General features: G+C 39.3%; 25 protein-coding genes. 14 read left to right on the top strand and 11 right to left on the bottom strand.

From position 1 onward, the window contains the following. Window positions 1-17: 17 nt before the first annotated feature. Window positions 18-998: an EAL domain-containing protein gene (locus tag M2M59_RS12580; RefSeq protein ID WP_249774744.1), complete on the bottom strand. Its 981-nt coding sequence runs from the start codon at window positions 996-998 to the stop codon at window positions 18-20. 140 nt (window positions 999-1,138) lie between these two features. Beyond that, entirely contained in the window at window positions 1,139-1,348 is a 210-nt protein-coding gene (locus M2M59_RS12575) for a hypothetical protein (protein ID WP_066789666.1), read from the bottom strand. Window positions 1,349-1,450: 102 nt separating this feature from the next. Here M2M59_RS12575 and M2M59_RS12570 point away from each other — a divergent pair, with 102 nt between their 5' ends. From M2M59_RS12570 to M2M59_RS12555, 4 genes are all read left to right on the top strand, one after another. Continuing rightward, on the top strand, window positions 1,451-1,702 hold the full coding sequence (locus tag M2M59_RS12570) for a hypothetical protein (protein WP_249774743.1): 252 nt from the start codon (window positions 1,451-1,453) through the stop codon (window positions 1,700-1,702). A 110-nt stretch (window positions 1,703-1,812) separates the two neighbouring features. Continuing rightward, on the top strand, window positions 1,813-2,733 hold the full coding sequence (locus M2M59_RS12565) for a S66 peptidase family protein (RefSeq protein ID WP_249774742.1): 921 nt from the start codon (window positions 1,813-1,815) through the stop codon (window positions 2,731-2,733). Window positions 2,734-2,842: 109 nt separating this feature from the next. Then, window positions 2,843-3,763: a S66 peptidase family protein gene (locus M2M59_RS12560; protein ID WP_249774741.1), complete on the top strand. Its 921-nt coding sequence runs from the start codon at window positions 2,843-2,845 to the stop codon at window positions 3,761-3,763. 13 nt (window positions 3,764-3,776) lie between these two features. Next, entirely contained in the window at window positions 3,777-4,862 is a 1,086-nt protein-coding gene (locus M2M59_RS12555; RefSeq protein WP_249774740.1) for a mandelate racemase/muconate lactonizing enzyme family protein, read from the top strand. A gap of 62 nt (window positions 4,863-4,924) precedes the next feature. On the opposite strand, the gene M2M59_RS12550 is transcribed toward M2M59_RS12555, so the two are convergent. Beyond that, window positions 4,925-5,617: a B3/B4 domain-containing protein gene (locus tag M2M59_RS12550; RefSeq protein WP_147196178.1), complete on the bottom strand. Its 693-nt coding sequence runs from the start codon at window positions 5,615-5,617 to the stop codon at window positions 4,925-4,927. 63 nt (window positions 5,618-5,680) lie between these two features. Between M2M59_RS12550 and queG the strand changes: the two genes are divergently transcribed. Together queG and trmL are read left to right on the top strand one after the other, a co-directional pair. Then, window positions 5,681-6,820 (top strand): tRNA epoxyqueuosine(34) reductase QueG, encoded by a 1,140-nt coding sequence (gene queG, locus M2M59_RS12545; RefSeq protein ID WP_249774739.1) that lies wholly within the window; start codon window positions 5,681-5,683, stop codon window positions 6,818-6,820. 76 nt (window positions 6,821-6,896) lie between these two features. Next, window positions 6,897-7,370 carry a tRNA (uridine(34)/cytosine(34)/5-carboxymethylaminomethyluridine(34)-2'-O)-methyltransferase TrmL gene (gene trmL / locus M2M59_RS12540; RefSeq protein ID WP_147196182.1) on the top strand — a complete coding sequence of 158 codons (474 nt, stop codon included), beginning with the start codon at window positions 6,897-6,899 and terminating at the stop codon, window positions 7,368-7,370. 219 nt (window positions 7,371-7,589) lie between these two features. Here the strand turns inward: trmL and M2M59_RS12535 are convergent, their stop codons facing one another. Further along, window positions 7,590-8,162, bottom strand: a complete 573-nt coding sequence (locus M2M59_RS12535; protein WP_249774738.1) for a DJ-1/PfpI family protein — start codon at window positions 8,160-8,162, stop codon at window positions 7,590-7,592. Between the two features lie 121 nt (window positions 8,163-8,283). Between M2M59_RS12535 and M2M59_RS12530 the strand changes: the two genes are divergently transcribed. Beyond that, window positions 8,284-8,601, top strand: a complete 318-nt coding sequence (locus tag M2M59_RS12530) for a hypothetical protein (protein ID WP_249774737.1) — start codon at window positions 8,284-8,286, stop codon at window positions 8,599-8,601. A gap of 72 nt (window positions 8,602-8,673) precedes the next feature. On the opposite strand, the gene M2M59_RS12525 is transcribed toward M2M59_RS12530, so the two are convergent. Both M2M59_RS12525 and M2M59_RS12520 read right to left on the bottom strand, forming a co-directional pair. Next, window positions 8,674-9,027, bottom strand: a complete 354-nt coding sequence (locus M2M59_RS12525; protein WP_249774736.1) for a DUF952 domain-containing protein — start codon at window positions 9,025-9,027, stop codon at window positions 8,674-8,676. Beyond that, complete coding sequence (locus M2M59_RS12520) at window positions 9,024-10,100, bottom strand: hypothetical protein (RefSeq protein ID WP_249774735.1); 1,077 nt, start codon at window positions 10,098-10,100, stop codon at window positions 9,024-9,026. Before M2M59_RS12520 ends, M2M59_RS12525 begins: the two co-directional genes overlap by 4 nt. Before the next feature lie 151 nt (window positions 10,101-10,251). Here M2M59_RS12520 and M2M59_RS12515 point away from each other — a divergent pair, with 151 nt between their 5' ends. Then, complete coding sequence (locus M2M59_RS12515) at window positions 10,252-10,407, top strand: hypothetical protein (protein ID WP_190323461.1); 156 nt, start codon at window positions 10,252-10,254, stop codon at window positions 10,405-10,407. A gap of 45 nt (window positions 10,408-10,452) precedes the next feature. Here M2M59_RS12515 and M2M59_RS12510 read toward each other — a convergent pair whose 3' ends face one another. Next, window positions 10,453-11,751, bottom strand: a complete 1,299-nt coding sequence (locus tag M2M59_RS12510) for an NCS2 family permease (RefSeq protein WP_249774734.1) — start codon at window positions 11,749-11,751, stop codon at window positions 10,453-10,455. 243 nt (window positions 11,752-11,994) lie between these two features. Between M2M59_RS12510 and M2M59_RS12505 the strand changes: the two genes are divergently transcribed. Then, window positions 11,995-12,822, top strand: coding sequence for an aldo/keto reductase (locus tag M2M59_RS12505; RefSeq protein WP_249774733.1), 828 nt, complete (start codon window positions 11,995-11,997; stop codon window positions 12,820-12,822). Between the two features lie 41 nt (window positions 12,823-12,863). On the opposite strand, the gene M2M59_RS12500 is transcribed toward M2M59_RS12505, so the two are convergent. Together M2M59_RS12500 and M2M59_RS12495 are read right to left on the bottom strand one after the other, a co-directional pair. Then, the gene (locus M2M59_RS12500) at window positions 12,864-13,388 is read right to left on the bottom strand and encodes a thioredoxin family protein (RefSeq protein WP_249774732.1); all 525 of its coding nucleotides are present in this window, start codon (window positions 13,386-13,388) and stop codon (window positions 12,864-12,866) included. A 1-nt stretch (window position 13,389) separates the two neighbouring features. Continuing rightward, complete coding sequence (locus tag M2M59_RS12495) at window positions 13,390-13,815, bottom strand: disulfide oxidoreductase (protein WP_066789636.1); 426 nt, start codon at window positions 13,813-13,815, stop codon at window positions 13,390-13,392. Between the two features lie 191 nt (window positions 13,816-14,006). Here M2M59_RS12495 and M2M59_RS12490 point away from each other — a divergent pair, with 191 nt between their 5' ends. Together M2M59_RS12490 and M2M59_RS12485 are read left to right on the top strand one after the other, a co-directional pair. Continuing rightward, a complete protein-coding gene (locus tag M2M59_RS12490; RefSeq protein ID WP_066789634.1) occupies window positions 14,007-15,122 on the top strand; it encodes a GAF domain-containing sensor histidine kinase in 1,116 nt (371 codons plus the stop codon). A 13-nt stretch (window positions 15,123-15,135) separates the two neighbouring features. Continuing rightward, the gene (locus M2M59_RS12485) at window positions 15,136-15,777 is read left to right on the top strand and encodes a response regulator (RefSeq protein ID WP_249774731.1); all 642 of its coding nucleotides are present in this window, start codon (window positions 15,136-15,138) and stop codon (window positions 15,775-15,777) included. A gap of 101 nt (window positions 15,778-15,878) precedes the next feature. Here the strand turns inward: M2M59_RS12485 and M2M59_RS12480 are convergent, their stop codons facing one another. Both M2M59_RS12480 and M2M59_RS12475 read right to left on the bottom strand, forming a co-directional pair. Continuing rightward, complete coding sequence (locus tag M2M59_RS12480; protein ID WP_066789630.1) at window positions 15,879-16,790, bottom strand: cation diffusion facilitator family transporter; 912 nt, start codon at window positions 16,788-16,790, stop codon at window positions 15,879-15,881. 92 nt (window positions 16,791-16,882) lie between these two features. Next, window positions 16,883-18,229, bottom strand: a complete 1,347-nt coding sequence (locus M2M59_RS12475) for a hemolysin family protein (RefSeq protein ID WP_249774730.1) — start codon at window positions 18,227-18,229, stop codon at window positions 16,883-16,885. A gap of 657 nt (window positions 18,230-18,886) precedes the next feature. On the opposite strand from M2M59_RS12475, the gene M2M59_RS12470 reads away from it, so the two are divergent. From M2M59_RS12470 to M2M59_RS12460, 3 genes are all read left to right on the top strand, one after another. Next, complete coding sequence (locus M2M59_RS12470; protein ID WP_147196199.1) at window positions 18,887-20,626, top strand: ABC transporter ATP-binding protein; 1,740 nt, start codon at window positions 18,887-18,889, stop codon at window positions 20,624-20,626. Beyond that, on the top strand, window positions 20,626-22,368 hold the full coding sequence (locus M2M59_RS12465; RefSeq protein ID WP_249774729.1) for an ABC transporter ATP-binding protein: 1,743 nt from the start codon (window positions 20,626-20,628) through the stop codon (window positions 22,366-22,368). The genes M2M59_RS12470 and M2M59_RS12465 overlap by 1 nt, the downstream gene beginning before the upstream one ends. A 200-nt stretch (window positions 22,369-22,568) precedes the next feature. Beyond that, window positions 22,569-26,378 (top strand): DEAD/DEAH box helicase, encoded by a 3,810-nt coding sequence (locus M2M59_RS12460; protein ID WP_249774728.1) that lies wholly within the window; start codon window positions 22,569-22,571, stop codon window positions 26,376-26,378. Window positions 26,379-26,382: the final 4 nt, after the last annotated feature.

Below are 26,382 nucleotides of genomic sequence, written 5' to 3'. Positions count from 1 at the left end.
AACAGGCTAGCTTTTTCTTATTGAGGCACAGGAGAGGGCTTTCCAAATAGATATCCTTGGAATAACTGGTAACCTTGTTGTTTTAGCCATTCAAAGTCTTCCCGTTCTTCTACACCTTCTGCAAGAGGAGTAGCGCCTACTTCAATTGCTTTATGTAAAAAGGCCAGGGCTGTTTTTTGTTTTAATGGATCAGCTGCTACGCCTTGTACATATTTCATATCCAGCTTTATATAATGCGGTTTGAGGGCAGCTACTGAATCGATGGTGTTAAAGCCTGCACCTACATCATCCAGTGCATATTCGAAGCCTCTTTCTTTATAATAAGTAAGTATTCTTTTTAGATGGTCTAGGTCTTCTACTTGCTCAGATTCCACTACTTCAAATACAAATTGGTGTGGTTCGATGCCTAGTTTTTTTGCAAGGGCCACAGTTGTTGCTAAACAGTGTTCAGGTGAGTAAATAGAAGTTGGAATAAAGTTGATGAATACTTTCTTATTTATAGCGGCAGAGTTTTTAACTGCGTTCATTCTGCATAAGCGGTCCAGTGCATAAAGCCTGCCTCTTTTTTTTGCTGCACCAAATAGTTCATTTGGAAAAATCATCTGTTCATTTTCATCTAGAAATCTCGAAAGAATTTCATAGGCATATGTTTCTTCATTTCTATCAACAATTGGCTGGAAGTGGCATGATACTCTTTCATCTTTTATCACATTATCGACCCAATCACTATTTAAATATTGATCGATAGCAGAAAGAGCTTGCCATGCTTGTTGATCTACTCGAAAGGTAACCTCTTCTGGTGTCATATGGTGATAGAAGAAGTCCATTAACTCTTTCACACCACTTTCACCTACTAGCAATGCATTTTCAGAAGCACTTAGTTTTATCTTTCTTCTTTTCAAATGATTGATGACTTCTTCACGCATCGCAATATTACGGGTGCCTTCAAGCTTAAATTCATATTCTAACTCATTTATAATACAGCTTTTACACGGCAAATTGCCCACCATCCTCCTATATGTAGTAATTCCTCAGCACTATCATACTCAATTATTTCGCAGATGTATGATAAGTGCAATGTATTTTCTCTATGGAGATAGTAATAATCTAAAAAGAGCCCATTGCAGGCTCTTTTGTATTACTTTTTATTCGTTTGTTGAGTTTTGTTGTGGTTGATACTATTGTTTTTATTTTTTGCTTTAGAATCAAACTCAGGACCGAACTCTTCATTAATATTGTCATTTGGATTATTGTTATTGCTGTTGCTGACGTTGTGGTCTGTGCTTTGATAGACATCAAAAGGATTATGAGTTCTCGTATTGATTGTTGCTTTGTTGTTTTTGCTCATAACTAGTCACCTCCTCGTTTTAATGTGCACAAAACAGTGAGTTTTATGTGTATAATTTTTCCTCTATTTGCCGAGCATAGGGAAAAACGATGGAGGGATTCTATGCAAGCGAGTACTGATTCTAAAATTCTTTTTTGCTATAATTGCGAAACAAAAACGATTTTTCATCATCAAGACCTGAAACGACACAGCTATGTTGAAAGTCATTGTGCCAATTGCGGTTGGCTAGAATGGCAAAATAGAGCGATAGAGCGCGAGAAGGATAAATGGATTTTATATAATAAAGAACAAGGTATTGGCATCGAAATAGTGGATATTCCTAAAACAGGAGAATGGGAGCGAAAGAGCGTGTAGGAGCAGGCGATGTCCTGCTTTTTTATTTTGTGAAGCGAGTGGTTTTGTAGCCAATCATCCTGTTTGTTTGCTAAAGTAAAGAAGAAATTACTTGTTTAGGAGCTGCAATGATGAAAATACGTCCAAAACGTTTACAAAAGGGTGATACAGTTGGTATTATTGCGCCATCTAGTCCACCGAATATTGAAAGACTAACTAAAGCACTAGAATTCCTCGAAGAACTAGGCTTACGCTATGTGCTAGGTAATACAATTCAACGCAGGGAGCATTATTTGGCAGGCACAGACCGAGAACGTGCCGCTGATTTGCAAGAGATGATAGAGGATCCAACAATCAAGGCCATATTCTGTACAAGTGGCGGTTATGGAGCAGCTAGAATAGCAGATCGAATCGATTACTTACTATTGGAAGAGAACCCTAAGATTTTTTGGGGCTTTTCAGATATTACATTTTTACATACAGCAATTGGTATGTATGCTGATCTGGTTACTTTCCATGGTCCGACACTGTCTAGCATTGGACGCGAACAAGTAGCAGAGCGTACAAAGCTCATGTTCAACCAACTGTTTGAGCCAGCTGAGATTTACTATGATGAACGTATATCGAAACTTACGACCATTTCAGGTGGACGTGCGCGAGGTGAATTAACAGGCGGCAATCTGACCTTGCTTGTAAATAGCTTGGCAACAAAATTTGAAATCAATACTGATGGTAAAATATTGTTGATTGAAGATATCGGGCTGGAGCCAGCACAAATTGACTCACTTTTAAATCAGCTGAAACAAGCGAGGAAGTTTGAAAGAGTTGCCGGTATTGTAGTTGGCGACTTTGTCGAAACAAATCAACGGGAATATGAAGATTCACCGACTCTTCATGAGTTATTGGACAGTTATTTTGGCCATATGAATATTCCTGTTGTGAGTGGTTTTAAAATAGGTCATGATGAGCTAAATGTCGGCATACCTTTAGGAGTAGATGCAATATTGGATGCGGACAATAAAGAGTTGGCTATTTTGCCAGGGGTGGAATAGGCAGAAAAAGATCGGACTTTCTATTGAAGGAAGCCCGATTTTTTTATAGATGATATTAATTTTACCCATCATCATGAGCATCCATTTTTAGGAAGGGGAAATAAAGCGAATGAAGAGACAGGTGAAGAGATTGCAGCGGGGCGATACAATTGGCATTATCGCGCCAGCAAGCCCGCCAAATGAAAAGTTCTTGAATAAATCATTAGAGTTCCTGCAAGAACTTGGTTTGGATTATAGATTTGGGGATTCACTCTTGAATGTAGACGGCTATTTGGCGGGGACAGATGACGAGCGCTTGAACGACTTGCACCAAATGTTTGCGGCACCTGATATTGCCGGTATTTTTTGTGCTTGTGGCGGTTACGGTACTGCACGGTATGCCGACCGAATTGATTTTGACTTGATAGCGCAAAATCCTAAAGTTTTTTGGGGCTATTCTGATATTACATACTTACATACCGCTATCGGAAAATATGCTGATATAATGACATTCCATGGCCCTATGCTTGCATCTGATGTAGGTAAAGGCACGTTTCAAGTGAAATCTGCGGAAATGTTTCAACAATTATTTGCTCCGAGTATACTTCACTATGATGACACATTCGGTCCTATCCAAACATTTATGCCTGGTCAATGCCAAGGCGAACTCACAGGCGGCAATCTGAGCTTGCTGGCCAGTAGTATAGGAACACCTTTTGAGTTGGAAACATTCGGCAAAATTTTAATGATTGAAGATATAGATGAGGAACCGTATCGAGTAGACGGTATGCTGAACCAGCTGCGCTTGGCGGGGAAACTGCAGGGAGTAGCGGGTATTATAATTGGTGATTTCTCGCATGCTGAGCCGAAAAGAAAAGAGTCACAGACATTAGATGAGGTATTTGGACATTACTTTGATGATTTGCATGTACCCATCGTGAAAGATGTCAAAATAGGGCATTGCCAACCGCATTTTGCAGTCCCGCTTGGAGCGCATGCCTTTTTGGATGCGGATGAGAGAACATTTTCAATTCAACCAGGCGTTCGATAGGAGGGAAGCCACCTTGAAGATTCAGTCGGTCGATACGTATAAAGTTGCCATTCCATTAAAAAAGACATTCAAAACAGCACTACGTACAGTCAATGTAGCAGAGGCAATCTATATAAAAATCACATTGGAAAATGGGTGGTATGGTGTAGGAGAAGCTCCGCCAACGCATGTTATTACGGGCGAGTCTCTTTCAAGTATCCAATTTGCTGTAGAAGAAGTGTTTGCACCCTTAATTATTGGCAGTGATTTGCACAGTTATGAAAGACTTTTCCATACACTGCACCGTTCAATGGCTGGAAATACGAGTGCTAAAGCAGCTGTTGATATGGCTATTTATGATTTGTTGGGACAAAGCGCTAACTTGCCGTTATATCAGTATTTAGGTGGCGCCAAGAATTCTGTTACGACAGATTATACAGTAAGTGTTAATGCTCCTGAGATGATGGCGTTGGATGCCAAAAAATATGTTCAGGATGGCTTCCATACTTTAAAAGTTAAAGTCGGAATTGGAGACATCAAAGAGGATATAGTGAGGCTTGAAGCGATACGGCAAGCTATTGGACCCAATCCCAAGATCCGAATTGATGCCAATCAAGGCTGGTCTGCGAAAGACGCGGTAAAAGCAATCCGTGAGATGGAACAGAGGGGACTTGGTATTGAGTTTGTCGAACAGCCTGTGCCAGCTCATGATTTGTCATCATTAAAATACGTGACAGATAGAACACTCACACCTATCATGGCGGATGAAAGTGTCTTTTCGATTTATGATGCAAAAGAGATTGTCGAAATGCGTGCCGCAGATATGATGAATATTAAATTAATGAAAACAGGCGGTATCTATCAAGCTTTGAAGCTTGCTGCATTAGCACAAAGCCAAGATATGATTTGCATGGTGGGAAGCATGATTGAAACAAAGCTTGGGGTTGGAGCGGCCGCCCATTTTGCAGCAAGCCAGCCTAATGTTGAGTATTATGATTTTGATGCGCCACTGATGTTAACCAAGGATTTATTACGTGGAGGGATTCAATACAACGGGGCTCACATTACATTTTCGAATACTCCTGGTTTAGGAATCGACGGGATAGAAGGTATATGCTGAATTTTCAAAGGGGAAGAAAAGCACGAATCATTGGATTGATTCGTGCTTTTATATGTGCTTTTTTATAGTTCAATTTCTGGTTGAGTTGTTGAAAGAAGATCTATTGTATAATCTCCTCCATGTATTTGAGAAAACATATTCCCAGCAGCGCCAAGTAGCTTCATGCTTTCTTCCTCCGATAAAGAAGGGCGAAGATAGAATAACTGGATGGCATTAGTCGTTTGTTCTGTGACTGCTGTTCGTTTAGAATCAACGAATGGACTCCCAAATGGTCCTTCGTAATCTTTTGAATAGGCTATTCCTTTTAAAGAATTATAACGTCCGTTCAAACCCTCGTACCCTGTATTTTCATCACCAAGGGCAATCTCAATGTCACCTTGAATAAGGTCTGCATCATAAATTCCTACTGGAATCTCATATTGAAGCGAAAAGAAATTGTTCAGATCTACTGCAGAGTGGAAGGGTTGCAAATAGTTTTGCTTTGCAATTCGTCGTAAAAGACTTTCCGCTGAGAGTCTATAGCGATTGGGGTCAGCACCAAGCGCCTTCCAGGTTTTACGCCATTCTGATATGCCGGGTCTTTCCGTGACAGGTGATTCCTGTAATTCTAAATAAAGGTTTTCTTGATACAATTGTGTCCGTCCTTTAATCATTTGAGGAGATTCGGAGACGATTATTTTGGTATAATGGATCATGCCGATTTTAAAATCAGGCACTATCGTAGTAATGGATGAGTCTAATCTTATTTTCGCCATATACATCACCTAACTTATCATTTTCTTTAGTTTAACATAGAGAGTGAGTGACATAACAAATAAATGAAACCATTGCAATTACAGCAAGAATTAATCGCCTATGCGAAGAGCATCGGTGTGGATAAAATAGGCTTTACATCTGCAGCGCCATTTAGCGATTTAAAAAACAAGTTACGCATACAACAAGAACTGGGTTACCAATCGGGTTTTGAAGAATCGGATATTGAAAAGCGTACAGATCCTACGCTTCTCCTAGAGGATGCCGCAAGCATTATTGCGATTGCTGTGGCGTATCCTTCTAAAATGAAAAACGCCCCGCAAGGAAAAAGGGGAGCAAGAAGAGGCATCTTCTGCCGAGCATCATGGGGAACGGATTACCATACAGTACTGCGCGAAAAGCTAGCACTAATCGAAGCGTTCTTAAAAGAAAAGGCGCCAGGCTGCCGAATCCGTTCAATGGTCGATACAGGAGAGTTATCAGATCGCGCTGTTGCTGAACGTGCAGGTATAGGCTGGAGCGGAAAAAACTGCGCCATAATTACGCCTGAATTTGGCTCTTACGTCTACTTGGGAGAATTAATTACAGACTTACCATTTATGCCAGACGAACCGATAGAGGACCAATGCGGAGATTGCACTCTATGCCTCGATGTGTGTCCGACTGGCGCTCTAGTTCAAGGAGGCCAACTCAACGCACAAAAATGCGTAGCTTTCTTAACGCAAACGAAAGGTTTCTTGCCTGATGAGTACCGCGGGAAAATTGGCAATCGTATTTATGGCTGTGATACATGCCAAACGGTTTGTCCGAAAAATAAAGGGAAAATCAATTGGCTGCACGATGCATTCCAACCGGATCCGGAAATTGCTAAACCACTGCTTGAGCCGTTATTAACGATTTCGAACCGAGAGTTCAAAGAGAGATTTGGCCATATCTCCGGGTCTTGGCGCGGGAAAAAACCAATCCAGCGCAACGCGATTATTGCACTTGCTCATTTTAAAGAAGAAGCTGCTCTACCAACTTTGATTAAAGTGTTCCAGCAAGACGAACGCCCAGTGATCAGAGGAACAGCCGCTTGGGCAATCGGTAAAATTGGCGGAGACGGTGCAAAAGAAGTGCTAGAAAAAGGGGCACTCATTGAAGAAGATGAAGAGGTCCAATTTGAAATTCAAAAAGGCTTAGATTTATTACTAGCACAAAAATAAACTACTGCGGACGAGGGGACTCACCGGCTCGACCTAAGTAGTCTTTAAATAGCAAAACATAAAGGAAGTGTTCAGTGTGTCATTACACATTGTGTTATATCAACCAGAAATACCGGCAAATACCGGCAATATTGCAAGGACATGCGCAGCGACTAATACGCATTTGCATCTCATCCGACCTTTAGGTTTTTCAACAGATGATAAAATGCTGAAAAGAGCAGGCCTAGATTATTGGCATAGCGTAAACATCACATACTATGATTCGATTGATGAATTCTATGAGGCCGTACAAGATGGGACTGTTTACTATATAGAGACATTCGGCACGAAGACGTATTCAGATTTTGATTATAGTAACTCAGACGAAGAAATCTACTTTATGTTTGGGAAAGAAACAACGGGTATTCCAAGAGAGGTTATCCATAACCCAGAAGAGCAGTGCTTGCGTATTCCACAAAGTGATCATGTTCGTTCGATGAATTTATCGAATACAGCAGCTATCGTGATATTTGAAGCACTCCGCCAGCAAGGATTTAAAGGATTACAGTAAAAGTAAAAAAGGACAGCCATAATAGGCTGTCCCTTTTTATTAACATATTATTTTACAGGTTTGTCCTCATAACCAGCAGTAAAGATAGCCACTAAGAATGACAAAATCACACCAAGAATTAAGATTAATCTCATGGTTGTACCCTCCTAATTGAATGAAAAAATGAAAAGTTCTCTTACAAGTATAGCCTAATTTTTGTGAAAATGAAACGCTATTTGTTTAAGAATTGTGGCGATTAAACGATGGTTCGAAAAGGTACTTGTTATACCAACTCTTATCAAACTCTAAATGTAATAACTCACCAAACTGTATTGCAAAATCTATAAAAGAGGATCCTTTAGCAGTTAACAGATTGCGATCAACTACAACTGGAGAATCTACAAATATACCTTCGTTGAAAGTTCCTAAAAAGGCACGCTGGTCTTCCGTTAATCCAGTTGTATATTTTCGCCCATTTAATAATCCACTCATAGATAAAAGATAGGGAGCGCTTGAAATGGCTCCTATGACGATATCTCTCTGCTTAAAAAGATTTAGAAATGATTTTAATTCAGTGTGATTAACTAAGTGTTCGAAATCATCGACTCCTGGAAGTACGATACTATCTAATTGATGTATATCAATATCCTTTATAGTGGTTTCAGGGATACATGGAAGACCAGCTTCTCCTTTAACTACTTCATGCTCTAAACCAATATATATGGATTGCTTCTGTCCTTGCATAAGTACAGATAAGAGTACCGATAATTCATATTCGCTAAATCTGGGATATAAAAGGATTCCTGTGTACATATGTTTATTCTCCTATGATTTTGAGTGAGTAGATTTCAACTAATATATTCCTAACTTTAATAATTCTGTATATGTAGTAAAATGGAAATGAAAATCAATCAGGCTATAGTGAGGGGTTCAATTGGGTACAAAAGATTACTTTAAAAACTTATTGAAAATCGTCTGTGAAGATGAAAATTTACCATTGCAAAAAGTAAAATATACTCGTACTGATAATAATGTGTATATCAGTATTAGGAATAATATAAAAGGAGACGTAGAGTTAGATGTTATAGAAATCTTAAGTAACTTACTTCACATTTTAGTTCCTTTGAAAATAGATTTTACGCACTATTACACTTTATATCCACATAAAAAAGGGCTAGACGAATTTGTAATAGTATTTAAAAAAGAAGATTATTTAAATTTGAATTTAAAGCTCGAAACAGGAGATTTTTAAGTAAATTGAAACCCCACTTTATATACGACTGTCTTGTTCGTGTTAAAGAGGGGTTTTTATTTACCTCTCATATTATTCCTGATAACTCCTCAATTCCTCACTTAAAAGAAAATCCCCATGTTCATCTCTTAAGAAGGGAAGGACATCGACAATGGCGTCAAGGTTTAATTCACCATAGATATGTGGATATTCTCTTCCATAATTGCCGTCGTCCTCCCATTTGATTTCTGCTTCGACTTTATCGGTGTCTATGCACAACAGCGATAATGGATCTTTTATTTCCTTAAAGTATGGAGCTACACGCCAAAAGTCTTCGATAGAGGCGCAATGGATAAAATTACTTGAACCAAGCAATTCCTTACCATAATATTTGTCTTTCTTAACAGTTTCCCATTCTTGTTGTGTTAAGCAATGTAAAATGATCATTCTCTTTCTCCGTCCTTTGATAGTAGTTCTTGGCATACCCCTAAAAAGAGGTGAGGTTCATCTGGACTAAGATGAATTTTAGTCACCTTTTTCGTAAAGCCATACATCAATTTTACTTCCTGTGGTGTGTAGCAATCAATTTCAATAGCAGGCTTTTCTTTTATAAAATCGGGAAGAACGGCATCAAGCGTTATATCTGCTTCCGCTTTAGATAGTTTTTCTGGTCCTTGATATATGTGTACACTTTTTATTTGTGTTAAGGGAATGGATATTTGTTTCATCACACCAATTTGCATATGCAGCATTTTTTCTGTCATTATAATGGGGCATAATCGAACTGCCTGAATCTCAGCCACAAATATTATGAGCCCATAGAGATTTAACATTAAAAGAATGACGGAGACAGTAGGACTCCAATTATGAAGCAGCCAGTGAAAACCAATAGATTCAAAAATGAGAGCATGAATAAGCATGATATACACTGCGATAAAGCTTGTTTTTTTATGGAATGTAAAGGTTCTATATTTAGTCGATGCAATAGGAGGCTCTGCTTTCCAAGAAAATAAGCTGTAATACCAGATAGATAATTCAGTACTGAACATATCTAGGGTTCTAGAGTACTTTAAATGATTAGCAAGACCTGAGCTTAATCGGTATTGAAATATGGGGATGCCCTCCTGTGACAGCTTGAATTGCTTCATCATGGCAGGAAGCTTAGTTAGCAGCTTATATACCACATAAAGTTCTAATGAGATAAAGAGCCCTTCTGCTATAAATAAAATGATAGGAACAAATGAATAGCTTGAATAAAGACCGCCTGGGACTATAAGGTTTGCTGTGTAAAAGCCAATAATTATGACTGGAAGCACATACTTCAAGGAATACTTTTTACGAATGATAAAGAGATAGGTCAGTAAAGGAATAACCAGCATGAAGTCTAACATAGTGCCTAACACCATGTTTTTTGGAACAGGCTGCAAGGCTTCAAGACGATAGGCGAGTGCATTCGAGCCCACTACAGCTGTAAGAAGAAAAAGAAACCAAAACCTTTTTGTTTTTGAAATAGAAAGCATCGTATTCTCCTTTCTAATTTCATTTTATGAAATTCCGTATGGAAATGGTAGTATCAGATGTGAAAAAATTCCTACATTTTGAGGGGCGCATATTTTCGGAACAAAAGGGTATAGATAAAGAAGTAATGCCAATAAGAAGGGTGGTTTGTATATGGATAAGGATAAGATTGAACAAGAGAATGGTTCAATGGCCACTTCATTTGAAGAAGTGCAACAGCTTGGCAAGCAAATGGAAAAACGCCGAGATGAAGAGGATTTAGAGGAAGCAGGCCGTCAGCCAGATCCAGAACAATTTGATGATGAATAAACAAAAGGCTGTCCCGTTATATGAACGGGACAGCCTTTTTTATCGTTATTGCAAGAATATCAGCTGGATAGCAAATAGGATGGCAAATAGGTAAAGAAGCGGGTGCACCTTTTTCGCCTCGCCTTTCACTATTTTTAGAATTGGGTAAGAAATAAAGCCGAATGCAATACCTGTTGAAATGCTAGATGTTAAGGGCATAATCATAATAATCAAGAATGCCGGGAATGCTTCATCAAAGCTATGCCAGTCAATGTCTTTTACAGAAGATATCATCAATGTACCGACAATAACAAGTGCTGGTGAAGTAATAGCAGAAACGCCGGATACAGCTGTCACTAAAGGACCGAAGAAAGAGGCAATGATAAAGAATACTGCAACTGTCAATGATGTTAAACCAGTTCGGCCGCCAGCTGCTACGCCTGCGGAAGATTCTACAAAGGCAGTAGTCGGGCTTGTCCCGAACATTGAACCAACTATTGTTCCTAGTGAATCAGCTAATAATGCCTTGCGCGCACGAGGCAATTCATTGTTTTTCATCAAACCTGCTTGTTTCATGACACCCACCAGTGTACCTGTAGTATCAAACAGCGTTACAAGAATGAAAGAAAAGACCACACCATAAAGTCCATAATGAATCACGTTTGAGAATGCTTCGATTGGATTCCAAACGAGGATGCCCTTTGGTAGGTGAGGCAGAGCCACAACATGGTGGATTTTAAGCTGCCCTGTTACTATTGAGATAATACCTGTTATAACCATCCCTATAAACAAGGAACCTTGAATATTGCGGACCATTAGAATAACGGTAATTGCAAGGCCAACTAATGTTAGCAGTGCATTTGCCGAAGATAAGTCACCTAAAGCTACAAGTGTACTATCGCTTTTTACGATGACATCACCTGATTTCAAACCAAGAAAAGCAATAAATAAACCGATACCGGCTGTGATGGAGCGCTTAATGTTTTCAGGAATAGCTGTGATCAGCTTTGCACGAAGTGGTGTAAGCGATAGAATAATGAACACAATCCCTGCGACGAACACCGAAGAAAATGCGGTCATATAATCCATTTTTCCGTTAGAGCCAAGAACAACCGAGTAGGTGAAAAAGGCATTTAAACCCATTCCCGGAGCGATAGCGATTGGATAATTAGCACAAAGCGCCATCCATAAGGTACCAACCACGGCGGAGATAATGGTCGCCATAAATACTTGGTCAACAGGCACGCCTGCATCATGCAAGATTTTTGGGTTAACCACAATGATATATACCATAGCTAGAAATGTTGTCATTCCAGCAGTTAATTCTGTTTTTGCATTAGTATTATATTCTTTTAGACGAAACAATTGAAAACCTTCTTTCTAAATACGAACGATAAAAACAACATATTATATATTATTCGTTCTTACGTTAAATTTCAACCCTAAATCAGAAATCCGATATTCTCTAAATACTCAGGCAATAGTGTATAATAGAATGAAACTTTAACTTCAATGGAGATATTATGCCCTATTGAAGAAAGTGCCAACACACTTTTTAGGCTGTTACCCCATTCATGTGAGGTAAAAACACAATAAGGAGGAGTTAATATGTATTCAATCACTTCTACAAAAAAATTACATAATGGAATCGAAATGCCACGTTTTGGTCTTGGTGTCTATAAAATGACAGAACCAGAAGAGGCATTCAATGCGATCAAGAAGGCGTTAGATACTGGATATATTGCAGTAGATACAGCTGCATTATATGGCAATGAAAAACAAGTAGGTGAAGCTGTACGGGCATCGGGCAAAAGAAGAGAAGAAATTTTCATCACATCGAAAGTTTGGAATACAGATCAGGGATATGATGAAACATTAAGAGCATTTGAAAAAACGTTGAAAGAATTAGATACAGATTATTTAGATTTGTATCTTACACATTGGCCGGTACCGGATAAATTCATGGATACGTATCGGGCAATCGAGCGTTTATATGAAGAAAAGCTAATCCAAGTGCCTGGGGTTTCGAATCATGAAATCCATCATTTAGAAAAAATATTTGCACAAGCAAATATCCAGCCAATGGTGAATCAAGTTGAGCTGCATCCTTATCTTACCCAAGAAGAGCTTCGCCAATTCTGCCAAAAGCATGATATTGCGATTACTGCATGGTCACCACTTGGACGCGGGGAAGTATTGAAGGATGAAACCATTCGAGCGATCGGCGAAAAATATGACAAATCAATTGCTCAAACAATTATCAGATGGCATCTGCAAAGCGATCATATTGTTATTCCGAAAACAGTTACACCAAGCCGTATTGAAGAAAATGCTGAAATATTCGATTTTGAATTAAGTCAAGAGGATATGAAAGCAATTGATGGGCTGAACCGAGACCAACGTTTTGGCTCACACCCTGACCATTTTAATTATTAAAAAATAGTCCATCCTTTTTTAGGATGGACTATCTTTATATCTTACTTATCTTTATCTTTCAAAATCGACGCTTCAAAGAATTGCTTAAACGTCTCTTTTGTTTGTTCTCCTACCACACGAAGCTGTTCCTTGCCATCTTTATAGTAAACAAGGGTTGGCGTACCTTCGATTTGATATTGATCCCATCCTTGTTCAAATTCAAGAAGGTTGTACTGATCTACGTGAACACCCATATCTTTTGCGAGAGGCATAAGGATTGGCGAAACTTTTTTACAATGTGGACAATCTGATTTGAAGAAATAGACCATTTCTCTTTTGCCACTTGCAATTTTCTTTTCCAACTCTTCTGGCAAGATGATATTTTGATAATTTTTATCATCCAGCAAATTAATAGTTGATTGTTGAAGCGAGTCTTTTTTATACGGATTGTCAGCTAGTTTATCTTTGTTTGATTGGTTATTCAAGAAGTAGAGTGCTACAAATGCAATAACTACAATTAAACCGATAACTAATAGGACTGTTAATTTATTGTCATTCTTTTTTGTATTCGATGTGTTTTTAGCCAAATTATTTTTCCCCCTTAAGAACGTTCAGCATAAATATGCTTGTAGCAGCAATTAAGATAAAAGCTATGAGTGATAGAAACGGTATCGTGATAAAACCGAGCCAATTGATGTAATCGCCTATGCACGACACACGGCCGCATGATACAGCGGAATCTTGTAAGAAAGGAACCTTTTGGATTCCATAGTGATAGAGTGCTATACATGCACCTATACAAGAGAAGATAGCTGTAGTGACTGCGATGCGCGCATTTTTTTGGATATAGGCTACGCCAATAATAATGACGAGCGGGTACATAAAGATGCGCTGAATCCAGCATAACTTGCACGGCTCATAATGCTGCACTTCAGAAAAGAACAGTGAGCCCATCGTTGCGATTAGTGATACCACCCACATAAATAGTAAGCTATTTTCCAACTTTTTTGTCATGAGTAAACTCCTAATCTTTCAAAATTGAGATATTGATTGTTGCTATTTTAGCATACCTGCATAATGGTGAAAAGTGCAAGCAGACTTACTTGCTAACTTGCTAACTTTTGGACATGCCAACATAAATGCCAATATTAGCTAATAATGATATGATGAATAGTATCAGTAAAAGGAAGAGGGAGCGGTAACCGATGCAGCCGACAGATCATTCAAATATACGCTTATTAAAAGAGATTGCAGAACTGCTAAATGAAGGAACTGAATTAAAGCCCATGCTAGAAGGGGCTCTCCGAAAATTTTTAGGGGGGACCAACTTTGAGACAGGCTGGATTTTCTTCATCAACGGTAAAGGAAAGCATGAACTTTTAGCACATGATAATTTACCGGAAGCTTTGTCCTATAATAAGTGCCAATTTTTAGAAAAGGGTGGCTGCTGGTGTTTATCGAAATATCGCAATCAAGAATTAAAGAAGGCTTCCAATATTATTGAATGTCAGCGCCTAGAAAGCGCAGCTTCTGCTAATGTAGGCGATTGTGCACGTATCACACACCATGCAACAGTACCGCTTCAATCGGGAAAGGAACGTTTTGGTTTACTAAATGTTGCTTCTCCAAATACGATTCGCTTTACTAATGATGAACTGGCACTACTTGAATCTGTAGCTTTCCAAATGGGTTCAGCTATTAAACGAATTCTGTTAACAAAACAAGAGCAGGAATTAGCATTAGTGCAAGAACGTAATCGATTAGCGAGAGATCTACATGATTCTGTGAATCAACTCTTATTTTCTGTCACATTGACTTCTCGTGGCGGAGAAGAGATGACTGATCAGGTTGAAATCAAGGAAACATTTAAGGAGATACAAAATTTGACGCAAGAGGCGTTAACAGAAATGCGGGCGCTCATCTGGCAGTTACGTCCTAAGGGCTTGGAAAGCGGACTGATGGAAGCAGTGAAAGGGTACGCTGAAATGCTCGGTTTACAGTTGAAAGTGAAAGTGACGGGGGTACTGCAATTGCCATCTCGTATTGAAGAAACGCTTTTTCGACTGACGCAAGAGGCCTTAAATAATATACGTAAACATGCAGGAGTAAAGAAGGCTGAAATTTTTGTCACCATTACAAATCGAGATGTACTGCTCGTTATTAAAGATGAAGGTCGTGGATTCCAAGTGGATTCACTCGTAAATCTACCATCGTTTGGGCTAAGGAGCATGAAAGACCGAACAACTTCTTTAGGCGGTACTATTGATTGGGTTAGTGAAATTGGAAAGGGGACGGAGATTTTAATCCGCCTGCCATACTAGGGGGGAAGAAAAAATGATAAAAGTGTTAATCGTGGATGATCATCATGTTGTAAGAAGAGGCCTTTTGTTTTTCTTGAAAACACAAAAGGATATCGAAGTTGTCGGGGAAGCGAGTAACGGTAAGGAAGCGATTGAACTGACAGCATCGCTTCAACCTGATATTATCCTTATGGATTTGGTGATGCCTGAAATGGATGGAATCCAGGCAACCAAGCACATTAAAGCGAAATATCCAAATATCCAGATTATCATGCTGACAAGCTTCTCTGATCGCGATCATGTAGTTCCTGCCATAGAAGCGGGAGCAGCAGGGTATCAATTGAAAGACATTGAACCAGATGAGCTTGTGTTGGCCATCCGTAGAGTGATGGACGGAGAGAATATTATGCATCCGCAAGTAACCACTCAGCTTATCCAAAATCAAGAAATGACCAGCGAACTGCCACATATGCTGCATCCATTGACTAATAGGGAACAAGATGTCTTGGGAGAATTGACGAAGGGGAAAAGCAATAAAGAAATTGCGTCCTCTCTTTTTGTAACAGAAAAAACAGTCAAAACCCACATCTCTAACATTTTTGCAAAGCTTGAAGTACAGGACCGTACGCAGGCTGCATTGTACGCAGTTAAACATGGACTAACATCAACTGAATAACTTATTTGGATTCGAGTAATATAGATACACAAAATAAAACCGAGCAGATATGAAAATAAAATTCATATCCGCTCGGTTACTTTTATATGAGCATTTTTAGGCTATTTTTTATGTGGATTAAATATATTTTGATCCAGAACTCGTTCTAATCCTTCTGGTTCGATGTGGACAAGTGAAACAGCAAAAGGCTTCGCTAGTTTAATTGTATTTTCAATTTCCTCTGTAATCTGATGGCTTTGCCAAACATCTAATTGGGGATCGACCGTTACGGTCAAATCTACAAATATTAGGTTTCCATGATTGCGTCCCTTTAAATCGACTAGTTCAATCACACCATCTACATTTTTAATGAGAACGGACAAAGCCTCTAGCTCTGCTTCATCGAAACCATCTGTCAACGCATGGACAGCTTCAAAGAAAATATCATAGGCCGTCTTAATAATTAAAGCACCTACTAAAAATGCTGTGATGGAATCAATAATTGGAAACCCAAAGATAGCACCCAAAATACCAATGGCAGTTCCGAAGCTGACCCAAGCATCTGAACGATTATCATAAGCTGCTGCTTTAATAGCAGAGCTGTTAATTCTTTTTGCTAGGCGAATATTGAACATATATACCAGAAACATGACAATGCCACTGCCAAGGGCTACAACAGCTGTTAAAAGGGATGGAGCCGTATGATGTTCCTCAAAAAAGCTTTTCCCAGCATTTAATAGTACCTGCAAACCAACAATTGCCATGATAAATGACGCGATAAGGGAGGAGATGGTCTCTGCCCGTAAATGGCCATATTGGTGATCTTTATCTGGTGGCTTCTGTGAAATCCTAAGGCCTACTAGAACGGCCGCGGAGGCAATGATATCTGTAGTATTGTTTAGTCCATCTGCTTTTAAAGCTGTCGAATGGCCGATAAAGCCAATGATTAGCTTTACGCTGCTTAAGACTAGGTACGTCAGAATACTGAGCCAGGCTCCTTTTTCCCCTTGTCTTAAGTTTGTATATAAGTCCACAATGTTTCCTCCTCGCAAAAGTTTCAAACAAGCGAAAACGACGCACACTACAGAATAGTGTGCGTCGTTCCATGTTTTGTTAAACAAGATAATTAGTTAGGCTGTATTGGTTCTGCTACAGTAGCAGCAGTCTCTGAACTCTTTGGAAGTTTGATTACTTCTAAGTATAGTATATGGTGGCCATCTAATTCTTTAATAATAAATTCATAACCTTGCTCAGTGATTTTCTCACCTTTAATCGCTTCAAAATCTTTTGTCATAAACCATCCGCCAATTGTATCGATATCATCCTCTTCAATACGAATGCCTAAGAAGTCATTTACATTTTCAATCAGCATCTTAGCATCGAAAATAAAATGATCCTTGTCAACTTTACGAATCTCAGGCACTTCATCTTGGTCGAATTCATCACGGATGTCACCAACGATTTCCTCAATAATATCTTCAATTGTAACAAGGCCGGATGTGCCGCCGTATTCATCCATTAAAATAGCCATATGAATACGTTCACGTTGGAATTTTAAAAGTAAATCACTAATTGGCATTGTTTCAAATACCCGTATAATCGGCTGCATATATTGTGTTACTGATGTAGCGCCTTTTGCCGGATTTTTGATATACGCTGTAAGCAAATGCTTCATATTTACAAGGCCGATAATATGGTCCTTGTCACCTTCAATAATAGGGTAGCGCGTATATTGTTCAACACCCATTACTTCAAATACTTCTTTTAGTGTCAGTTCTTTTTCAATGCCAATGATTTCTGTACGAGGGACCATGATTTCCTTGGCTGTGCGATCATCGAATTCAAAAATGCTATTCACATATTTGTATTCGGATTGGTTGATCTCGCCGCCTTTTAAACTATCGGATAAGATAATCCTTAATTCTTCTTCCGTCATGGCAACCTCAGATTCATTTGTAGGTTTAAGGCCAAACAGTCTTGCTAAACCATTTGCGGACGAATTTAAAATCTTAATGAATATAAACATCACATTGTGGAAACCAATTAAAAATCCGGAAACGCCGAGTGCGACATTTTCTGCTTTTTGAATGGCCAATGTTTTTGGTGCCAATTCTCCGACGACAACATGTACAAATGTCACAATCGAGAAGGATATGATAAATGAAAGGAACGTTGTAACACTATTATTAAGTTGCAGCAAGTTAAAGAGCGGCTCTAACAATTTGGCTACTGTTCCTTCACCTAACCAACCGAGACCGAGTGAGGTAATCGTAATACCCAGCTGGCACGCGGATAAATATTCATCTAAATTAGAAATTACTTTTTTCGCTTTAATGGCTTTTTTGTTGCCTTCAGCGATTAATTGATCAATACGAGTTGTTCTAACCTTTACGATAGCAAACTCTGTTGCTACGAAAACTGCTGAACATGCGATCAAGACAGCAAACGCTGTCAATCGTATGGCTATGTCCAAAGACTTCCTTTGTTCCAAGACCCAAATGAGGGGGAGAACAAAGTGTACACCTCCTGTGAAATGAAAAATATTTTAGTAAGATAATCATAAAATATTTAGCGAAAAAAAACAAATCATCACCTTCTATTTGTTATGATTTACTAATAAAATTGGTCTTTTGCCACCAAATAGGGGAAATAGTATATTCATTGGTAGTGTATTAACTCTATTAAAGTACCTATCAAAAGACGTGAAAAATCAGAAAAAAGGGTTGATTAAATATAAAATAACTAATTTTATAAATTTTTAGAAAAATCATTGACACTAACAAAAACGCAATGCTAATATTAAGGAACACTAAATAATAAATGGGAAATGGAGGTAATTAACATGAAAATGATACGCAACAATCTTATAACTCAATATCATAATGTTTCTCCTGCTCCTATTAACTTCAATTGAATTAGTAGATGTTACGGGAGGGTTCCGTACTCTTTTATGCTGGCGCATGCTCTTATAAGGGTATGCGCTTTTTTGTGTTCCTAATTCAATCATTAGTGTAAAACAAACAAAGGAGAGAGCAGTATGTACTATCAAAAAATGAAAAAGCATTTAAACAAGGATTCGATAGAAGATGGCTAGCTAAGAAAGCGAAAGAAGAGAGGAAGGAAAAGATAAATGTTCGATGTATTAGTGAAATTACAGTGGTTTTTTAAAGAAAATAGAAAAAGATATACAATCGCAGTGGCCTTGCTTATAGTGGCTAACGCTTTTGAAGTTATTCCACCATGGCTAATCGGCAAGTCGATAGACGCTATCCATAGAGAAACGCTGACGACTACCTTGCTGTTTCAATTCCTTGGAGGATTGGCAATTGTCATGACTTTAGCTTATATTGTCAACTTCGTATGGCAATTCCAACTATTTGGCGGCTCAAACGTGATTGAACGTAGGCTGCGTAAAAACTTAATGCAGCAATTTTTACGAATGTCTCCGCCATTTTACGAACGTAACCGTACAGGTGACTTGATGGCAAGAGCTACCAATGATTTACGAGCTGTTTCTGAGACAGCGGGTTTTGGTATTATGACACTCTTAGATTCTACCTTATATCTAGGTACGATATTGCTGATGATGGCTTTTTCTGTATCTTGGAAATTAACGCTAGCAGCTATTATTCCACTACCTATTTTAGCGATTACCATGCAAATGCTAGGGAAAAAAATTCATGAAAAATATACAATCGCCCAAGATGCGTTTGGCCATATGAATGATAGTGTACTAGAGGCAGTTGAAGGTGTGCGTGTTGTTCGTGCATATGTGCATGAGAGAGAAACAGAAAACAAGTTCGGTGAAATGACAGAAGATGTATACAAAAAAAATATGGATGTAGAACGGATTGATGCATGGTTTACACCCATCACAAGAGTCTTAACAGGCCTAAGCTATATGATCGGTCTTGGATACGGAGCCTATTTGGTTTCCATCGGGGATATAACACTAGGCAAACTGATTTCGTTTAACGTGTATCTTGGTATGATCGTTTGGCCAATGTTTGCAATTGGCGAGCTGATCAATGTCATGCAGCGGGGAAATGCATCGCTTGACCGTGTGCAAGAAACGCTAAATGAAACAGAAGATGTGAAAGATCCGTCCGCACCAGTCGTAGTGGAAAGTCCAAATTCAATCGATTTCCAAGACGTCACATTCCAATATCCGCAATCACAGTCTATTAACTTAGCTCACTTGGATATTTCATTGAAGAAGGGGCAGACATTAGGGATTGTAGGGAAAACAGGGAGTGGCAAAACGACAATTGTCAAACAGCTACTAAAAGAGTATCCGACAGGTGAAGGGGCATTACAAATTTCTGAAGAAGAAATCGGTGCCCAAAGTAAAGAACAAGTACGGAAGTGGATTGGCTATGTGCCTCAGGATCATGTGCTTTTCTCTCGTACGATTAGAGAAAATATTCTATTTGGAAAACAGGATGCGACAGAGGAAGAGCTGAAAGAAGCGATCCGTGTTTCATGTTTTGATAACGATTTACAGATGCTGCCGATGGGATTAGATACCATGGTAGGAGAGAAAGGCGTTTCACTTTCTGGAGGGCAAAAGCAACGGATATCTATTGCACGTGCTTTAATCCGTGATCCTGAAATTCTTATTTTGGATGATTCTCTGTCAGCTGTGGATGCAAAAACAGAAAGCAGAATCGTGAAAAATATCCAAGAGGAAAGACAGGATAAAACAACGATTATTGTGACACACCGTTTGTCTGCTATCATGCATGCAGATTGGATTATCGTCCTTGAAAACGGAAAGATCATAGAAGAAGGAACGCATAGCGATCTCCTCAAGCAAAACGGTTGGTATAAAGAGCAACACAATCGCCAGCAGATCGAGGGGGCGAAATAATGAACACTACACAAAGACTTTGGCAATACGCGCTGCTTTATAAAAAAACATTGCTGATAGGGCTAATCCTCTTGGCTATCGCCGTAGCAGCAGATTTGGCAGGACCGTTTGTCGCCAAGAAAATCATTGATGACCATATCGCCAAATCAGTAACAAATGGTTTGGAATTCAAGCCTATTGCAATTTTATTGGCGGTATTCTTCGGCCTAGCGGTGACAACAGCTATCTTCCGTTATGGCCAATATATCATGCTGCAAGTGGGCGCGAACCGCATTATTCAAAAAATGCGAAATGATGTCTATAAGCATATTCAAACATTGCCGATCAACTATTTTGACCGACTGCCAGCAGGTAAGGTGGTCTCACGCGTAACGAATGATACAGAGGCCATTCATGATTTGTTCGTGACAGTTGTCTCGCAATTTGCGGCTAGCTTCATGACTATCTTCGGTGTCTACATTGCGCTTTTCATCTTAGATTGGAAAATGGCCTGCTACGCATTGCTTGTTATTCCGATGCTGATTGTATGGGCCATTCTTTACCGTAAATATGCGGCGAAATACAACCATATCGTTCGTGGGAAACTGTCAGATATGAACGGTATGATCAATGAATCAATCAACGGTATGACGATTATCCAAGCGTTTGGTCAAGAAAAGCAAATTGAAGGCGAGTTCAATGAATTAAATGATGAATATTATAAATATCAAAACAAACTAGTTTTCTTGGATGCTGTGACTTCTCACAATTTAGTAAATGTCATCCGATCACTGACATTTATTATGTTCATCTGGTATTTTGGAAGCGCAGAGTTGGATGGTCAAACAGCCATTTCTGTCGGGATGCTATATGCATTTGTAGACTACATCACTAGGCTTTTTAACCCTGTTACCAATATCGTCAATCAGCTTGCACGCCTTGAAAGAGCAAACGTTGCCTCTGAACGTGTATTTGAATTGCTAGATGAAGAAGGGGAAGCAGTCGATGATACCCGTATTCCACGATATAAAGGTGATGTAGCATTCAACCATGTATGGTTTGCATACAAAGATGAGGAATATGTATTAAAAGATATTAATTTTGAAGCAAAGCAAGGGCAGACAGTCGCGCTAGTGGGTCATACGGGATCTGGCAAAAGCTCCATTATGAATTTGCTGTTTCGTTTTTACGATGTAACGAAAGGGTCGATTACCGTTGACGGCAAAGATATACGAGACTGCTCCCGCCAAACTCTTCGCGAACATATGGGGATTGTTTTACAGGATCCGTATTTATTCACAGGGACCATCGCATCGAATGTTAGCTTAGATGATCCGCATATCTCAAGAGAGACTGTGGAAGAAGCGCTAAAAGCAGTTGGCGGAGATCGCGTGTTAGAGAACTTGCCAGGTGGACTGGATGAGCCAGTGATTGAAAAAGGAAGCACTCTGTCATCTGGACAGCGCCAGCTCATTTCTTTCGCTCGTGCGCTTGCATTCAATCCAGCGATTTTGATATTAGATGAAGCAACGTCCAATATCGATACAGAAACGGAAGAAATCATCCAACATGCAATGGATGTATTGAAAAAAGGACGTACGACATTCATCATCGCCCACAGGCTATCTACTATTAAAAATGCAGACCACATTTTAGTACTAGATAGAGGCGAGATTGTGGAACAAGGAACGCATGATGAACTTCTGCTTCATGGCGGAAGGTATAACCAAATGTATAAACTGCAGTCCGGTGAAATAAAGTAAAATTCACTTGGTAGAGTTAGAAAAAATAAGATGACTTTTTTCTAAGCCTTACATGCAAAAAATCCAACGATGAGGAATCTTTCTTCGTTGGATTTTTTCTTTTTGGCAAATTTCCACACCACGCATAAGGCAAAAAACTGGTATGATAGAAATTAGTTTTTTAAAAAAGATATTGAGTTAAAAGAAAGGAAGTTATGTTCATGGGACAAGTTATTGCTAAGCCAAGCACATTGCGTACAAACATCATATTAACGAACAAATCACGTGCAGGCATATTAGCATTCATGAAAGATGAACAAGCTTTTTTTCATCTTCAAAAGTCGTTTGTAGTCCATATTGAACACGTTCAAAACACTGCAAAAGATGAAATGGCAGCTACACTTTATTTTGGACCAGACGAGAACCAATCACTCTCCAAGGTGCTAGATGGTTGTGTTGGCGTGATGAATTGTGTCGTGAAATATGACGGGCTGCTAGCAACAAACTTTCGCGTACTTAACAGTGGTGTTCCTGTTCACACAAATAGGCGGCTAAAGACTACCATTGATTTTGCTATCAATGCAAGTAACACAGTTGGTTTGCCAATCGAGCTGCATAATGCGATCCGTCAATTGCCTATTGCAGAGGAACGATCTAAATATGTTCAAAAGCGGATCGCCAGCTGGGAAGGCTACTTAAGTATACAAGAACGCGATGCAACGATGGACGACTTCCGTGCTACATTTACAGATTATAAATGCAACGAAAATTTCACTTATATGACTATTGCCATCAATGGGATAAAGGAAAAAGAGTGGCAAAAAGTGAAGGGTTTAAGCGTTAAAATTCAAGGAGCGAAAGAAGACCTTGGAACGGTCATTAAATCAAATCCAAAAAAGAAAACAGTCGAAATCGAACTGCGGCCGTTTATTCAAAGTCAGCTTCGAAAGGACAAATGGCATCCGAAAACGAAAGAATTAGTGTTTAGCAACTTTGCGACACTTAGCCAAATCAGACGTCTTCGCAAGGGGTTCAGTGATTTGGAGAAGGGGCTTGCTGCCAATGCAAATTTAGAAAAAATCCTATTCGAAGAGAGGCCGAGAATTAATCAGCCTAAAAAGAAAGTTTCATTGGATTTCGATAATCGCCTAAATGAATTTCAGAGAGAAGCTGTTGCCGGAGCTCTTTCAGCGGAAGATTTATACGTCATTCAAGGTCCGCCTGGTACAGGGAAGACGACGGTTATATCAGAAATCTGCCAGCAAAATGCCAAGGCTGGTCTTAGAACATTAGTAGCGTCACAATCCAACTTGGCTGTCGACAATGCGCTAAGCAGGCTCCTCTCAAATAAAGATATCCGAATTCTTCGCTATGGACGTACGGAAAGCATCGAAGAAGAAGGAAAAAGGTTTATTGAAGAGAATGTAGCGCAATATTGGCGAGAGCAAACGCTGCATGATCTAGAAGAAGAACTGTCGAGACAAACCGACAATACAGCATTATTAGATGAAAAAACAGCCAAAAAAGAAGCCGAACTTCAAGGACTGAGGTCTGAAATTAAAAGCCTTCAAAAGAAATTGGAGGAACAAAAGCGGGCCGAAGTAGAGGTTGAAGCAACACAACAAGAAATCAAAGAATTAAAAAAGAAATTGGGCGCTTTAAGAAAAGAATCACGTGAAGCTGAGGAACGCTTAGAAGCCATCAACAAGCAAAAGGCACAAGAAGAGCAACAAATCAGGGAGTTCGAGGAGTTGCTTGGGCAATATGGTTCTCTTAGCCAGTTAGAAGAGCTAGAAGTCCAAAAACAATCCGAAAAAGCAAGCCTACAAAAAAATATTTCATATTTAAACAACAAAAGTGAGCTAGAAAAAGCAGAGCACGCTTTGAAAAACGCACGGCTTGCCTATGGAGAGTGGCATGAAAAACATCAAGCATTGCAAAAAGCTCAGCAGGATGTTGAAAGCTGCGGCAAAATTCAAGAACTGCAGGGAATCATGGAGAAAAACGGCATTCAGCCGAATGCAAAGATAGAGTGGCAACAGCAATCATTTGAACGCATTCAAGCGCAGATGTTCGGATACACCGAGTGGAAAGAAGTAAGAGAACGCTTATTTTCTGCAATCGGCTACTTAGAAGGTAAAATTGGTCCCTCAAAAAGCGAGGAAATTCAAAAACAAGTAGAAGCTCAAGCCGCAAATGGCTATTCTTCATACGCTATCAGAGAAATTGATTCAGCGATTGATCATTTCAAAAGGTTTTTAGTAGATACAAAAGAAGTCTATGTTAACCAACTGTATGTATATCTTGAACGCCTATATAACCGTCGCATCTTTGTCGACGAACAATTTGGCATGCTTGAAAACCAACGGCAGGAGATCATGCGCCTGTTCCATATGATGAAGGAAGAAGCAGCGAGTCTCGTCTCTTATCTTCTGAATGCTTCATTACAGCATAAAAGCAGCTTGATGAATGCAGGGAACAGATGGAAAAGTGAAGTAGAACAGTTACAGCAAAGATTGCCAGATTCATCTGAAGAAGATAAAGAATTGCTGCCGCTTGAAGAATTAAAAGAAATTCTCGCAGGGCAAGAGAGAGACCTACAAGAACTTCTAGCACACAAACAAAAAATCCAAATTACCACGCCAAAAATCGAAGAGATAAAAGGGCAGCTGGAACACTCTTTAATAGAAGAAAGTGAAATTTCTGCACAGCTCGCTGAAATAAAGAAAGAAAGCCAAAAAACGAATGAAGAAGGCTTGGCACAAGAGAAAAAATTAAAAGCATTGGAAGAGCTGCTCCGAGAAGATGTAACGCGCAAACTCGATTATGTCAAAGAAGCAATTCAACATGTAGAAGTCGCAATTGCAGATTTGCAGCATGAGAAGCAGCAATTGCCAATAAAGCAAGAGCTCCAAAAGCAATGGCACAAGCTACTGCTTGAAGCTAGCGAACATGATTTAGATGAAATTAAAAAGCTATATGTAAACCATGCTAATGTGATTGGGACTACCTGTGTCGCATCGGCTAGGAAAGAATTTATGGACAACTACCCTACATTTGATGTTGTGATCATTGATGAAGTGTCGAAAGCAACACCACCTGAATTGTTGCTACCAATGCTTAAAGGCAAAAAGATTATTTTGGTAGGAGACCATCACCAGCTTCCTCCGCTTATTGGCGATGATACATTGGAAGAAACGTTAAAGGCCATGATGGAGGAAAACAAAGAGTTAGATGAAACAAACGAATTAAAGAAACTGCTGAAAGAGTCATTATTTGAACGCCTGTTTAAAAACCTTCCGAAGACAAATAAACAGATGCTGGCAATTCAGTACCGTATGCATGAAAAAATTATGGATACGATTTCTCCATTTTATGAAAATGAAGACGATCGACTTCAATGTGGGCTCGAAGATTCTGATACAGCACGAGACCATTTCTTAGAAAGCCACTTTGTAAAGCGCCATAATCATTTATTGTGGGTTGATACACCAAATGAAAAACCGTATTTAGAAGAGCAGATGAAGAACGGCAAAAGCCGATATAATCCAGGCGAGCTTGATATCATTCGAGATATGCTGCGGGATCTAGATCATGCGACAGAAATGGCAATCAGTCAAGGTAGTCTAGAAGCTGGTGTGAAGAAGAGTGTTGGCGTGATTAGCTTTTACGGAGAACAAGTGAAGAAGATCGACCATTTAATTCAACAGGAACTACAATTGCCGAACCTTCATTTGCGTACAGGGACAGTTGACCGTTTCCAAGGGATGGAGATGGATGTCATCATTGTTAGTATGGTCCGCAACGCTACACATAAAGGCGGAGACATTGGATTTGCAAATGACTATCGCCGTTTGAATGTAGCATTGTCTCGAGCAAGGGAGTTACTCGTATTAGTCGGCAGTACTGAAATGTTTACAAAGCGTGCCAAACGAAAAGAATCCCGCAACATGTACAGCCATCTGCTACAAGTGGTGAAAGAGCAGAAGGGATGGCTTAATCATGAAGGAAATCCCGTTGTAAGGAAGTAGAAGA

The sequence above is a fragment of the Rummeliibacillus sp. G93 genome (assembly GCF_023515935.1).
Classification (GTDB): domain Bacteria; phylum Bacillota; class Bacilli; order Bacillales_A; family Planococcaceae; genus Rummeliibacillus; species Rummeliibacillus stabekisii.
This window is presented reverse-complemented; position numbering and strand designations above follow the sequence as displayed.

Excerpts from the sequence above, each read along its gene's own strand:
- M2M59_RS12490 (WP_066789634.1), top strand. The coding sequence starts at position 14,007 with ATGCAGCCGACAGATCATTCAAATATACGCTTATTAAAAGAGATTGCA.
- M2M59_RS12495 (WP_066789636.1), bottom strand. The coding sequence starts at position 13,815 with ATGACAAAAAAGTTGGAAAATAGCTTACTATTTATGTGGGTGGTATCA.
- M2M59_RS12520 (WP_249774735.1), bottom strand. The coding sequence starts at position 10,100 with ATGCTTTCTATTTCAAAAACAAAAAGGTTTTGGTTTCTTTTTCTTCTT.
- M2M59_RS12505 (WP_249774733.1), top strand. The coding sequence starts at position 11,995 with ATGTATTCAATCACTTCTACAAAAAAATTACATAATGGAATCGAAATG.
- M2M59_RS12470 (WP_147196199.1), top strand. The coding sequence starts at position 18,887 with ATGTTCGATGTATTAGTGAAATTACAGTGGTTTTTTAAAGAAAATAGA.
- M2M59_RS12565 (WP_249774742.1), top strand. The coding sequence starts at position 1,813 with ATGAAAATACGTCCAAAACGTTTACAAAAGGGTGATACAGTTGGTATT.
- queG (WP_249774739.1), top strand. The coding sequence starts at position 5,681 with ATGAAACCATTGCAATTACAGCAAGAATTAATCGCCTATGCGAAGAGC.
- M2M59_RS12560 (WP_249774741.1), top strand. The coding sequence starts at position 2,843 with ATGAAGAGACAGGTGAAGAGATTGCAGCGGGGCGATACAATTGGCATT.
- M2M59_RS12460 (WP_249774728.1), top strand. The coding sequence starts at position 22,569 with ATGGGACAAGTTATTGCTAAGCCAAGCACATTGCGTACAAACATCATA.
- M2M59_RS12550 (WP_147196178.1), bottom strand. The coding sequence starts at position 5,617 with ATGGCGAAAATAAGATTAGACTCATCCATTACTACGATAGTGCCTGAT.
- M2M59_RS12485 (WP_249774731.1), top strand. The coding sequence starts at position 15,136 with ATGATAAAAGTGTTAATCGTGGATGATCATCATGTTGTAAGAAGAGGC.
- M2M59_RS12570 (WP_249774743.1), top strand. The coding sequence starts at position 1,451 with ATGCAAGCGAGTACTGATTCTAAAATTCTTTTTTGCTATAATTGCGAA.
- M2M59_RS12535 (WP_249774738.1), bottom strand. The coding sequence starts at position 8,162 with ATGTACACAGGAATCCTTTTATATCCCAGATTTAGCGAATATGAATTA.
- M2M59_RS12465 (WP_249774729.1), top strand. The coding sequence starts at position 20,626 with ATGAACACTACACAAAGACTTTGGCAATACGCGCTGCTTTATAAAAAA.
- M2M59_RS12515 (WP_190323461.1), top strand. The coding sequence starts at position 10,252 with ATGGATAAGGATAAGATTGAACAAGAGAATGGTTCAATGGCCACTTCA.
- M2M59_RS12575 (WP_066789666.1), bottom strand. The coding sequence starts at position 1,348 with ATGAGCAAAAACAACAAAGCAACAATCAATACGAGAACTCATAATCCT.
- M2M59_RS12525 (WP_249774736.1), bottom strand. The coding sequence starts at position 9,027 with ATGATCATTTTACATTGCTTAACACAACAAGAATGGGAAACTGTTAAG.